Here is a 12570-nt window from a genome sequence, read left to right on the forward strand (position 1 = left end):
ACGGTGGTGTACTCGCCGATTGTGAAGTACACAAGCTCTGAATTTTTGAAAATCTTCATTGCATGCTCCCCAATGTTGATAGCGTTGTCGAGCCCTCCCGATGTGAGGCGAAAATAGACGGCGCCAAGCCAGTGGCGGCCGGGTCTTGGGGCGTTGAAATGCATAAGCTGGCGCACTTGGTGCTGCGCGCTGGACAAAAAAAACCGCTGAATCCCTTGCAGGAGTCAGCGGTTTTTATGTATTGGTTGCGGGGACAGGATTTGAACCTGTGACCTTCGGGTTATGAGCCCGACGAGCTGCCAGACTGCTCCACCCCGCAGCCGAATTATAGCCGGGTTTGCTGCAATGCGCAATGGCCGGGTTTCAAATCCTCGATTACGCCGCCGCCAGGCGCCACAGCGACGTGACTTCCTTCGAGCGGGCTGCGTGCAGGCTGTCCGTCGCATCTTGCGCGCGCGGGTGCGTGGGTTTCACGTCCAGGCGGTCGACGACCTTCAAGCCCGCTTGCGCTATCCATTCGAGCAATTGTGCGCGCGGGCGCAGGCCCAGGTGCTCGGCCAGGTCCGATAAAATCAGCCAGCCTTCGCCATTTGCTTCCAGGTGCTCGGCCAGGCCGGCGAGGAAACCGCGCAGCATGCGGCTGTCCGGATCGTAGACGGCGTATTCGATGGGCGAGCTTGGGCGCGCCGGCAGCCATGGCGGATTGCACACGATGAGCGGCGCGCGGCCGGCGGGGAACAGGTCGGCCTGCACCACCTCGACCTTGTCGGCCACATCGAGGCGGGCCAGGTTTTCGCGCGCGCAGGACAGGGCGCGCGGGTCCTGGTCGGTCGCGACGATGCGTTGCACGCCACGCTGCGCCAGCACGGCGGCCAGCACGCCCGTGCCGGTGCCGATATCGAAGGCCAGGCTGGCGCGCGCGGGCATCGGCGCGTCTGCCACCAGGCCCACGTATTCGCCGCGGATGGGCGCGAACACGCCGTAGTGCGGGTGGATGCGCTGGCCCAGGGCCGGCAGTTCCACGCCCGTGCGGCGCCATTCGTGCGCGCCGATCAGGCCCAGCAGCTCGCGCAGCGAGGCGACGAACGGCTCTTCGCCGCGGCCATATGCCTCATTGCACGCCAGTTTCACGTCCGGTGCGCGGCGCAGCGGGATCGTGTAGTCGGCGTCAAAAGGCAGCAGCAGCATGGCCAGGGTGCGGGCGCGCTGCGACTGCGCCTGGCGGTGCAAGTGAAACGCTTCCGTGGCCGTCGGTTCCGGCTTGGCCAGCTTGGCGGCCATGGCTTTCTTGCTCGGTTTGTCGTTCTTGTGGTCGGCGCGCCGCGCCAGCGCCTGCAGCAGCTGGCGCGCGTTCTGGAAGTCGCCGCGCCACAGCATGGCCGTGCCTTCGCAGGCCAGGCGGTAAGCTTGGTCGGCCGTCGTGCGGTCATCGGCGATGACGACGCGCTTGGGTGGCGGCATGCCGCTTTCCGAGCGCCAGCGGGCCGAATGCTCGGCGCCGTTTTCGCTCCAGTGGATCTGCGGATGAACGGTAGGTGAAGAGGTGTCGGACATGGGATTCAATCGATAGAAGGGGGCGCGCGGCATGGTCGCCTGCGCAGGCCGTCTTCCATTATACGTCGCGGGCCGTGCCGTCAGCGCTGTCCGTGCCATAGGCGAGTGCCAGCGCGCGGGCGCGCGCCTGGTCTGCGGGCGTGGTTTCCACGGTTTTTTTGACGGCCTCTGCGGCATTGTCAGGCTGCACCAGCTTGAGCAAACGCAAGCTCAGGCTGCCAGCCAGCTCGCCATCGTTGCCGCTGGCGCTGGTGCTGGCGCCATCGGACGTGCTCTGATAGAGATTGCTTTGCAATTGCTGGCCCAGCAGCTTGAACAGGTCGTGCAGATTACCGGCGAAGGTCGTGGCGGGCAAGTCCTTGGCGGGCAGGGCGGCGTCACCGGAGGCCGGGGCTTCCGGCGTTTCGCCTTGTGTTTGCACCAATGCGCCTGCGCTGATGGTCGATTGATATTGCACTTCCAGTTCGAAGTCGAAGCTCTGGCCATCGGCCGTGGTGATCTTGCCCTTGCCGATGAAGTGCGCGTTTTCATCGAGGCTGAAGGCGGCCGCGCGGCTGCTGCCTTTGCTTCCCGAGATGCTGGCACTGCCGCTGCTGAAACTGGACCCGGCTTGCAGGTCGACCGAATCGAAGGCGACAGTGGCGCCGTCGCCAAACAGCTGGCGCGTCATGTTGCCAAGAAAATCTTGCGCGACATCGACGGTGGCGTTGCCCAGCGCATCGGTGCGTTGCGACAGTCCCTTGGCCGACAGGTCCAGGCCGTTTTTCGACAGCGCCACCACGTCTTGCGCCGTGCGTTGCATCAGGGGCGAACCGGCCAGGCCCGTGGCGTTGCTGCCCGTGCGGGACGGCTGCTGACCAGCCAGCATATTCGAGGCGGGTTGACGGCTGGCGAGGGCGGGAAGCTGGGACATGGCGGTTTCTCAATGAGCGAAGTACCGTTATTAACGGCGTTCTACGCGCATTCTTTAACCATTAGTGGTGGTGCGACCAGCTACCGTCTGCCGACTCCAGGTAAGACTTGACGGCATCGGCCTGGCCCGTGGCGTGGCGCTTGAGTTCGCCGCATGCGCAAATGCCCTGATACGGCTGGATATGCGAGCAGGCGGACACTTTTTGCAGGTAGACCTGCATGGATTTGTGACATTTGACGCACTTGAAGGTGAGGCTGCGGGCGGCTTTCATGTGTTTCCTTGAACTGTTGCGGGGTGCAGGCGGTGCCTGCGCGAAGGCGGCGATTTTAACGCACTCCGGCCATCGTTACACGTTGTTGCAACTGCGCCACGCTGAAGTCAACTGAATCCTGTCTACCACGTTGAGACACTACGGAGGCCATCTGGCATCCATTGAAGAGGTAGCACCATGGACAAGCAAGACAAGGAAAAGCCTGTACAGCCCGCCAAGGAGCTGGTCAGGAAGTGGCTGAAAGCGGAGCTGGCACAACGCCGGCCGCCGCCCGACCCCGAGCAGATCCGCCGCGAACTGGGCTGGGATATGCTCAAGCTGTGCCGGGAGCCGGCCAGCCGCTAGCGGCTTAGCGCACCGTCACCACGCTCTTGCCGCCAGACCCCGGCTGCACGAGGATGCGCGTGGCGATGCGTTCCGTCATTTCCTGGACGTGCGAGATGACGCCCACCTTGCGTCCCATCGCTTGCAGGCCGTCGAGCGCATCCATGGCCACGCGCAGGGTTTCCGTGTCCAGGCTGCCGAAGCCTTCGTCGATGAACAGCGATTCCACGCGCACGCGGTTCGAGGACAGCGAGGCCAGCCCCAGCGCCAGGGCCAGCGAGACGAGGAACGATTCGCCGCCCGACAGCGAGTGCACGGAGCGCAGCTCGCCGCCCATGTCCTGGTCGCGCACCATCAGGCCCAGCGACGGCTTGTCCGGATTGTCGATGCGTTCCAGTTGATAGCGGCGCGCCAGGTGGTTCAAATGCGCATTCGCATAGCCGAGCAGCACTTCCAAGGTGAATTGCTGCGCGTAGTTGCGAAATTTCTTGCCGTCGGCTGAGCCGATCAAGTCATCGAGGCTGGCCCAGCGCCGCTCGATGACGGCTTGCGCTTCGATTTGCGCCAGCATCGCTTGCGCGCTGTGGCGCCTGGCGTCGTCCTGCGCGATGGCCAGGCGCAAGCGCGTCGCTTCCTGGTTGGCCGCCTGGCGTTCCAGCAGCAGTGCGTCGAGCGCCGCCTGCAGCGCGGCCACGTCCATTTCCAGCGCTTCCGGCGGCTGCTGCACGTGCGCGGCCAGCTGCTGCCGGCGCTCGGCCAGCACGGAAACGGCCGCCGTGTGGCGGTCGGCGATCACTTGCAGGGCGTCGCGTTCGGCGCGCATGGCGTCCGGCGCGATGGCCAGGTGTGCGCGCAAGCCGGCCATGTCGGCGGGCGCATGATCAGGGTGGGCAAGCTGGAACTGGCGCAGCCAGTCGTGCAGGGTAGCGGTGGCGCCGTGTTCCTGTTCCCGCAAGGCGGCCAGGCGCTGCGCCAGCTGCGCGCACGCTTCGTCCAGGCGCGTGCGCTGCTGGCTGGCCGATTGCGCCGCCGCTTGCTGCTGCGCCAGCTGCTCTTTGGCAGTTGCGATGGCGCCTGCCAGCGCGCCTTCCACCTCGGTCACGGCTTGGCCCTGCCATAGCGCGTTGCGCTGCGCCTGCAGTGCCGTGCGCTGTTTGTCGGCGGCAGCAAAGGCGGCGTGGGCTTGTTGCGCCGTGTGCTGCGCCTTGCCGGCCGCCAGCAGCGCCGCTTCCAGCTGCGCGGCCAGGGTGGCCAGCGCGTGGCCGCGGTGGTCCTGGTCCGCCTGCTGTTTCAGCCATTGCCGGCTTTCCGTTTCACGCGCCGCGCGGAAGGCGGCCGGGCCGGCGCGCCAGCCCTCTTTCCATCCCTCGGCGCCGTCGGCGTCGGCAAACGCGCCATCGAGCTGCGCCAGCAAGCCATCGAGCGCGGCGCGCGCCGTCTCGCCCTTGTCGGCGTTGCCCGCTTGCTGCGCTTGCAGCTGCGCCAGCCGCGCTTGCGCATCGGCGACGGCGCTGGTGCAGCGCGCGTGCTCGCTGGCCGCCAGTTCGTGCGCCGCCTGCGCCTGCTCGCGCAGTGTACTGGCCTGGCGCAGCGCCGTTTCCTGCCCCGCCAGCGCCTGCAAGCCGGCCGCATTGGCTGCCAGCTGCTGCGTGAACCAGTCCGCGCGCTGGTTTGCCGGCGGCAGTTGCAGGGTGTCGGCATGCGGCTGCCACTGTGCATTCAGGCTGTCGATGATGGACGGCAGTGCAGATAATTCTTCGGCCGTCTGCGCCTGTTCGTGCAGATGGGCGGCCAGCGCCGCCTTGTGCGTGGCCAGGCGTTCCAGATTGCCGCGCGCCTGCGTGCGGCAAGCCAGCACATCATGCTGCAAGCTGGCCAGCATCGCCTGCAAGGCGTTGTCGGCGTGGCCAGCGTGGCTATATGGGTGTTCCAGCGCGCCGCAGACGGGGCAGGGCTGCTCATCCTCCAAGGTGGCCCGCAGCTGCTCGACGCTGGCCGCGCATGCCGCTTCCGCGCCCTTCAATGACTTTTCCGCCTGCGCCAGGCGCGCTTCCAGCAGCGCCGTTTGCGCCGCTTCCGCCGCCAAGGCCGTGCTTTCCGTTTGCGCGGCCTGCGCCAGCTGGGCTGCCTTCGCTTGCCAGTGCGCCAGCGCCTGCTGCTGGCGTGCCAGTTCGCTCCAGGTTTTTTCCGCGCTGCTCAAGATGCGCACGTGCGCCTCCAGCTGGCCGCGCTGTTCCTGCAGCCGCTGGCCATTGATGGCTTGCATGGCCGCCAGCGCCTCGCGCCGCTCGGTATCGCGCAGCGCCAGCGCGGCAGCGGCACCGTCCAGCGCCGCCCGCGCCGCGTGCGTGGCGTCCTGGGCCTGACGCACCTGGCGCGCAGATGCGGCCATACTGGCGTCGGCCGCATCGGCTTGCGCGGCCGCTTGCCCGGCCTGGGCAAACAATTGATCCCACAATTGCCACGATTGCGCCAGCGGCTGCCACTGCTGGTGCGACGCCAGCCACTGGCGGCCCGCTTCCTGCTCCGCCTGCGCGGCATGCTGGCGCTGTTGCAGTGTCTGCAGCGCGCTGCGCGCCGCCTCGTTGGCCTGGTCGGCGGCCAGGGCCCCATCTTGCGCCTGGCGGTGTGCGGGCAAGTGGGCTGCGATGCCGGCGTCGAGCGCCTTGGCCTGGTCGAGCAGGGGCGCCACGTCGCGCTGCGCCGCTTCCTTCGCCAGCAAGGCCGCCGCCGCCAGCTGCACGGCCTGCGCCAGTTGCGTCTCGCTGGCCACGGCTTGCGCCGCCTGCGCGCGCGACGCTTCCAAGGCCGCGCCCGTGCTGGCGATGTCGTTCGCCAGACGCGCCACGTCGTCGACGAGGGGCCGCGCCGGCTGCAGCAATTCCCATTGCGCCAGCGCCGCGCGGCGCGCGTCGGCAGCGGCCCGTTCGGCATCCGCGCCGTCCAATGCCTCCTGCGCCGCCGCCACCTGGCTTTGCAGCTTGTGTGTCTCCTGGTGCCAGCGCTGCTGCAGTTCCAGCACGGCCTTGCGCAAGTCGATGGTGTGCAGGCTGGTTTCGGCCGCGCCGCACAGCGCTTCGGTCCCGGCGCGCTCTTCCGGCGACAGGGGGCGCTGGTCGGCCAGTTTTTCGCCCAGGCGCTCAAGCACCTGTTTTTCCTTCTTTGCCCGCTCGAAGGCGCGCATGGAAATGTCCGTATAGATGCTGCTGCCCGTCAGGGTTTCCAGCAACTCTCCCCGTTCATTGTCTTCCGTCTTCAGGAAGGTGGAAAACTCGTTCTGCGCCAGCAGCACGGCGCGCGTAAACTGGTCGAAGGACAGGCCGATGCGTTTTTCGATCTCGTCCTTGACTTCCGTCTTGGTGCCGCCGATGGGCTGCAGCGCGGGCAACTGGTGCAAGCTCATGGCGGTCGCCTGCAGCGCGCCTTCCGCCTTGGTGCGCGAGCGGCGCACGCTCCAGCGCGCGCGGTATTGACCGCCGTCGTTGCCGACGAAGTCCACTTGCGCGTAGCCGTCCGGCGTGCCGCGGCGCAGCAGGGTGCGCGTATCCTGGGCGTTGACGGTTTCCTTGCCCACGTCGGGCAGGGCGCTGCCCCGGCCCAGCACTTTCAGCAAACGGGGCGTGGCGTCGTACAGGGCCAGGCACAGGGCGTCGAGCAGGGTGCTCTTGCCCGCGCCCGTGGGGCCGCTGATGGCGAACAGACCGCTTGATGCCAGCGGTTCCTGCTGGAAGTCGACTTCAAATTCGCCGGCCAGCGAGGCCAGGTTCTTACCGCTGATTTTCAGGATTTTCATGGTTATTCAGGTGCGCTCAAGCGCCGGGCAGCAGCAGTTCGGCCAGGGCGGACAGTTGTTCGGGTGGTGCTTCCTTGCCGTATTTTTGCAGGTACAGGCGGCGGAAGATGTCGTCGGGCTGCAGCTGACTTAACTGGTCGAGCGTCAGGTTCTCGGGCGCGTTGCTGCGCGCGGCGCTCGACGTTTCGATCTTTGCCAGGCGCACCGGTTTGCCGTCGAGCGCCGTTTCGATGCGCGTGCGCAGGCCAGGTTCCGGCGCATCGAGGCGCACGCGCACTTCCAGGAAGGGCTGCGCCTCGACCGGTGCGTCAGGCACGTCGAGGGCGGCCAGCTGCGCCAGCACTTCGTTGATCGCCGCCGGCGTGGCGGGCACGCGCAGCAAGGGCACGGTGCGCGGCACTTCGATGACGCGGACTTCGCGTAATTGCTCGCCGTCGATATTGAGGCACAGCACCTGGTGGCGGTAGTGTACTTCGGCAAACGACAGGGGGATCGGGCTGCCGCAATAGCGGATATGTTCTTGCCCGCCGACGGCCTGCGCCTTGTGCAAATGGCCCAGCGCCGCATACGCGATGGCGGCGTCAAAAATCCCCGACGGCAGCATCTCGGTGCCGCCGATGACGATGCGGCGCTCGGAATCGTTGGACATTTCGCCGCCCACCATGTGGCAGTGGCCCATGGCAAGGATGGCTTGTCCGGGCTGGCGACGCGCCAGCGCCAGGTCCGTCAACTGGCGGTACAGCAGGGCGATGCCGCCCAGGTAGGCATCTTGCGTGTCGCCGGCGGGCAGCTTCGGCACGTCGCCGGGACGCAAAAAGGGCACGGCCAGGCACCAGGCCTGCACTTGCCCGTCGCTGCCGGTGAGCGGCAGCAGCAGGCGTTCCAGGTCGATATTGCCATCGTCGCCGCGCAGCACATGGCCGATCACGTGCGTGCCGTGCGCGGCCAGCAGGGGGGCGGGCGCTTCGAGCCGTCCGGCCGAATCATGATTGCCGGCGACGACGATCAGCTGCAGCGCGGGCAGGCGCGCGCGCGCCTGCTGCAGGAAGACATATAACTGCTTTTGCGAGGCGGCCGACGGGTTGGCGTTATCGAACACGTCGCCGGCGACGAGCAGCACGTCGACGCGTTCGGCCACGAGCGTGTCGAGCAGCCATTCGAGGAAGCGCTGGTGTTCGTAACCCCGTTCATAGTTGTGCAGGGTCTGGCCCAGATGCCAGTCGGAAGTGTGCAGCAGGCGCATGGTGGGGCAAGGGTAGGGAGGACAGGCGCCAATATAGCAGGAATGATCGGGGTCAGACCCGTTGGGTCTGACCCCAGCCTTCAGTTGGGCTTGCCCTAAACGATTAAGCCGTCAATGCGCCGGCTCTGTACGTGTTACGTCCATCCTGCTTGGCCTGGTACAGCAGCACGTCGGCCCGCTGCAGCAGCACGGCCGGGGAAATGTCTTCGTCGCGGTAGAAGGCCAGGCCGATGCTGGCGGAAATGCGCACGGTGATGCCATCGAGTTCGAACGGCTGCTGCATGGCGGCGACGATTTTTTCCGCCAGCACGGCCGCATCGTCGGGACGGGTGATCTGTTCCATGATGATGGTGAATTCGTCGCCGCCCAGGCGGGCAACGATGTCGGTGGCGCGCATGGTGTGCGTCAGGCGCTGGGCGAACGCGCGCAGCAGGGCGTCGCCGGTGCCGTGGCCGTGCGTGTCGTTGACGGGTTTGAAACGGTCGATATCCATGTACATGACAGCCATCAGGTGCTGCTGCTGGCGGCTCGCGTGCATGGCGTCGCTGAGTTTTTGCTGGAAGCCGGCGCGGTTCGACAAACCGGTCAGCACATCGACCTGGGCCAGTTTCAGCAGGCGCTGTTTTTCGCGCTTTTGCACGGTGATATCCTGGCGCATCACGTGAAAGCCCACCACCTGCAGCTTGTCTTCGCCGATCTGCGGAATGTAGATCACTTCCATGCAGCGCTCGATGCCTTCCTTGTCGTCTTCTTCCTCGAAGCTCAACGTTTCGCCGGCCAGCACGCGCTCGATATACGGCGCCACCGTGCGGTAGCGCACCTCGCCGACGGTCTCGCGCACGCTCTTGCCCAGCACCTGCCGATCCGTCAGGCCGAATTCGCGCTCATAGGCGATGTTCAGGAAGCGGTAGACCTGGTCGGCGTCGATGTAGGCGATCATGGCCGGCAAGGTGTCGGCGATGGTGCGCAGGCGCGCTTCGCTTTCCAGCAGTGCCACTTCCGATTCGCGCAAGGTGGTGATGTCGTCCAGGGTGCCCACGTAGCCTTCGATCTGGCCGTCGATGAGGATGGGGGCAATTTTGACGGAGGCCCAGACCTGCCTGCCGTCGGGTTGCAGGCAGCGCAAGGTCGACTGGAACGGCGCGTGGCTGCGCTTGAGCTGTTCCAGCGCCACGTGCATCAGCGGATAGTCGTCCGGGTGCAGGGCGCTGGTCCAGCCGGCGCCCAGGGCGGCCGCACGCGGCAGGCCCGTGATCGATTCGAAGGTGCGGTTGACGTAGGTGCAGCGGCGCTGGCGGTCCAGGCGCACCAGTCCGAGTGGCGAAGCGTCGTTGACGGCGGTCAGTTCGGCCTGTTTCTGGCGCAGTTCCAGTTCCTGCTGGCGGCGCTGCGAGACATCCTCGGCAATGCACAGGATGTGTTCGATCTGCTGGCGCTCGTCGAACACGGGCACGGAGACGGCGTGCACATGGCGCAGGCTGCCGTCCGCCAGGCGCAAGGGCTTTTCCGTATGCTCGATGACGCCGCGCTCGGCCAGGATGGCACGGTCGTCCTCGGCATCGTGCAGGCCGAAGTCGGGCGGGAAGGCCTGGCAATCGGTCTTGCCGATGACGTCGGCGGCCAGGTGGCCGGTGATATCCTCGGCCGCCTTGTTCCACACTTCCATCTTGCCGAAGTTTTCCGGGCGCGCGCTTTTCACGTAGACGAGCACGGGCAAATGGTCGATCAGCGACTGCAGGAAGCTGCGGTTATCCTGCAGCGCCAGTTCGTCGTGCTTGCGCGCGCTGATGTCGCGCGAAGTGACGGCCACGCCGTCGATGATGGGCACCACCTGGTGGCGCAGCCAGCGCGTGCCGCCCGACGCCAGCGGCAGCTCGAATTCGTCCTCCAGCGGCTGGCCCGTTTCCATCACCAGCACGAAGCGCTGGAAAAAACGCTCGCCGCGCAGCAGCGGCATCTGCTGCAGCACGCGCTGGCCCAGCAGTTCGGAGCGCGGCTTGCCCAGCATGTCGGCGGCCCGCTCGTTGACGTCGGCGAAGATGAAGTCTTCCGCCGGCTTGCCTGGCGCGGGGCGCCAGGCTTTCAGCAGCAGCACCGAGTCGAGGCTGCCGTGATGCGCCGCGCGCAGCAGCGCCTGCGTTTCCGTGGCCTGGCGGATGCTGCGGCGCAGCCGCGCACTCTGGCGCATCAGCAGGGCCGTAAAGCCGGCAATGAGCACGCTGGCGGCGAGCAGCGCGCCGACATACACCAGGCGGCGGTGTTCGAAGCGGGCCAGGGCGACGGCGCGGCTCACGCCCACCACGGCCAGCAGCGGGTAGCGCGGCAGTTCGCGGTAGCTGTAGATGCGCGCCGTCGTGTCGACGGGCGGCTCGATCAGCAGTTCTTCGGCGGCATGCTGGGGCGGCCCGGGCATGCGGAAGTCGATGCGGTCGCTGAGGATGCGCTGTTCGCCGACGCGCCCCACCGTCAGGCCGCTGTCGCGCGCCACCAGCATCAGCGCACCCCGTTCATCGAGGTCCAGGCGGTCGTAGTCGTCGACAAAATAAGTCGGGTCGACGTGGATGACGATGGCGCCGGCAAAGTGGCCCCGCGCATCGTTCAGGCGGCGCGCCAGGCGGATGGTCCAGCGCTTGCTGCTGGCATCGAGCATGGGCGTGTCGACCAGGGCCGTGTCGGATGCATTCGCGGCAAGCGCCCTGAAAAATGGCTGCGTGGCCAGGTTTTCCGGCAGATAGGCGTGGGCGCTGTCGAGCACATTGCCGTGCGCGTCGATGAGGGCGATCGGCAGTTCCAGCTTCGATGGCAGCACGCTGTCGAGCAGGCCCTGGCGGCGCGTGAATTCATTCAGGCGCAGGCTGCCATCCGATTCCTCGTATTTGAGCTTGAACAATTGCGTGGCGTGGTCCGTCTGGCGCAGGGTGAAACTGGTATGGTCGGCCAGGGTACGCGCCAGCGACTGGCTGACGGCCACGGCGTCGCGCACGGCATTGGCACGCTCCTGGCTTACCTGGTAAAAGACGGCCGTCCACAGCGCCAGCAGCAAGACGAGCGCGAACAGGGGCACCAGGCTGAGACGGTACAGGCGGCGGGCAAGGCGTTGCAGGGGTCTTGTTATCGCTATCACGGGCGCTTGCAGGCTAGGGTCATGGAAAAGGGGAGGGGCGGCGTGGCGCGCATGATAGCCGAAATCGGCTGCCTTGCGCATAAGCCAGTCGCCACGCCCATCGTCTGTTCGCGGTCTGTCGCTGGGCTTATTCTGCGTTAAATCAAGTATCCGTGGTGCCGCGCACGCTAAAAAAAGCGCGCCGGCGACGACACGGGCTGGCGGCGTGGCAGAAAAAGTACAATTGCGCCCCCATCCTCATTAAAATGGGCGCTTCTACCTCCCATATCGAAAGTTGTCATGCAGAGTAAAAAGCCCGACGCAGCAAGACTGGACAAGATCGTGGCCGAAGCGCGCCGCGCCGCCGACCAGCGCGAGAGCGGCTACCGCGAACGCTCGCTGAAGATGTATCCATGGGTATGCGGCCGCTGCACGCGCGAATTCACGCGTGCCAACGTGCAGCAGCTGACGGTGCACCACCGCGACCACAACCACGACAACAATCCGCCGGACGGCAGCAACTGGGAACTGCTGTGCCTGTATTGCCACGACAATGAGCACTCGCGCTACCTGGAAGCGGACCGTGGCGCCGGCCTGCTGTCGGCCGAGGTGGCGCCCGCCACGCACAATCCGTTCGCCGCGCTGGCTGGCCTGATCAAGAAGAAGGACTGAGCGGGCCGCGCCGCTTCCCCCATGCGCATCTTGCTGACCGAAGACGACCCTCAACTGGGCCGCGCCACGCAGATCGGCCTGGAACAGGGCGGCCATGCCGTCGACTGGGTCACCAGCGCTGAACACGCGCACACGGCCGTGCGCCTGCACGACTATGGCTGCATCCTGCTCGACCTGGGCTTGCCGGGGCAGGATGGCATGCAGGCGCTGGGCATGCTGCGCGACAATGGCTACAGCGGCGCCGTGCTGATCGTCACGGCGCGCGACACGGTGGGCGAGCGCATCGCCGGCCTGGACGCGGGTGCCGACGACTTCATCGTGAAACCGTTCGACCTCGACGAGCTGGCCGCGCGCATCCGCAGCGCCTGCCGCCGCGCCGCCGGCCGCCTGCGCGAGCACCTCGTGCATGGCGAGCTGGTGCTCGACATCGCGGACCGGCAGGTAACGCAAGGGGGCAGGCCCGTGACCTTGACGGTCAAGGAGTTCCGCATCCTGCAATTGCTGCTGGAGCACGGCGGCCGGGTGCTGAGCCGGGAACAGCTGGAGAAAAACCTGTACAGCTGGGGGGATGAAGTGGAGAGCAATGCCGTGCAAGTGCATATCCACCACCTGCGCAAGAAGCTGGGGCGTGACCTGATACGCACCGTGCATGCGATCGGTTATTGCATCGACAAGCCGAAGGCGGCTTGACGAAAAA

The 12570-nt window shown here is 66.5% G+C and carries 9 protein-coding genes and 1 tRNA gene; 3 read left to right on the forward strand and 7 right to left on the reverse strand.

The annotated features are described in order from the left end of the window. Positions 1–242 precede the first annotated feature (242 nt). The 4 genes from CLU91_RS25915 to CLU91_RS25930 all read right to left on the reverse strand — a co-directional run bounded on the left by CLU91_RS25915 (position 243) and on the right by CLU91_RS25930 (position 2738). Positions 243–319, reverse strand: a tRNA-Met gene (locus tag CLU91_RS25915). Positions 320–375: 56 nt separating this feature from the next. Continuing rightward, entirely contained in the window at positions 376–1554 is a 1179-nt protein-coding gene (locus tag CLU91_RS25920) for a N5-glutamine methyltransferase family protein (RefSeq protein ID WP_198521409.1), read from the reverse strand. Between the two features lie 58 nt (positions 1555–1612). After that, positions 1613–2467, reverse strand: a complete 855-nt coding sequence (locus tag CLU91_RS25925) for a hypothetical protein (protein ID WP_100876411.1) — start codon at positions 2465–2467, stop codon at positions 1613–1615. A 61-nt stretch (positions 2468–2528) separates the two neighbouring features. After that, complete coding sequence (locus CLU91_RS25930) at positions 2529–2738, reverse strand: hypothetical protein (protein ID WP_034755039.1); 210 nt, start codon at positions 2736–2738, stop codon at positions 2529–2531. Between the two features lie 177 nt (positions 2739–2915). On the opposite strand from CLU91_RS25930, the gene CLU91_RS28320 reads away from it, so the two are divergent. Beyond that, complete coding sequence (locus tag CLU91_RS28320) at positions 2916–3083, forward strand: hypothetical protein (protein ID WP_198521410.1); 168 nt, start codon at positions 2916–2918, stop codon at positions 3081–3083. 4 nt (positions 3084–3087) lie between these two features. On the opposite strand, the gene CLU91_RS25935 is transcribed toward CLU91_RS28320, so the two are convergent. From CLU91_RS25935 to CLU91_RS25945, 3 genes are all read right to left on the reverse strand, one after another. Then, a complete protein-coding gene (locus CLU91_RS25935; RefSeq protein ID WP_100876412.1) occupies positions 3088–6855 on the reverse strand; it encodes an AAA family ATPase in 3768 nt (1255 codons plus the stop codon). Between the two features lie 16 nt (positions 6856–6871). Beyond that, the gene (locus CLU91_RS25940) at positions 6872–8098 is read right to left on the reverse strand and encodes an exonuclease SbcCD subunit D C-terminal domain-containing protein (protein WP_100876413.1); all 1227 of its coding nucleotides are present in this window, start codon (positions 8096–8098) and stop codon (positions 6872–6874) included. A gap of 103 nt (positions 8099–8201) precedes the next feature. Beyond that, the gene (locus tag CLU91_RS25945; protein WP_232730887.1) at positions 8202–11303 is read right to left on the reverse strand and encodes a PAS domain S-box protein; all 3102 of its coding nucleotides are present in this window, start codon (positions 11301–11303) and stop codon (positions 8202–8204) included. Between the two features lie 198 nt (positions 11304–11501). Here CLU91_RS25945 and CLU91_RS25950 point away from each other — a divergent pair, with 198 nt between their 5' ends. Both CLU91_RS25950 and CLU91_RS25955 read left to right on the forward strand, forming a co-directional pair. Further along, on the forward strand, positions 11502–11873 hold the full coding sequence (locus CLU91_RS25950; protein WP_010396763.1) for a YajD family HNH nuclease: 372 nt from the start codon (positions 11502–11504) through the stop codon (positions 11871–11873). A 21-nt stretch (positions 11874–11894) separates the two neighbouring features. Beyond that, positions 11895–12563, forward strand: a complete 669-nt coding sequence (locus CLU91_RS25955) for a winged helix-turn-helix domain-containing protein (RefSeq protein ID WP_099759857.1) — start codon at positions 11895–11897, stop codon at positions 12561–12563. Positions 12564–12570 lie beyond the last annotated feature (7 nt).

Source organism: Janthinobacterium sp. 64 (genome assembly GCF_002813325.1).
Taxonomy (GTDB): domain Bacteria; phylum Pseudomonadota; class Gammaproteobacteria; order Burkholderiales; family Burkholderiaceae_D; genus Janthinobacterium.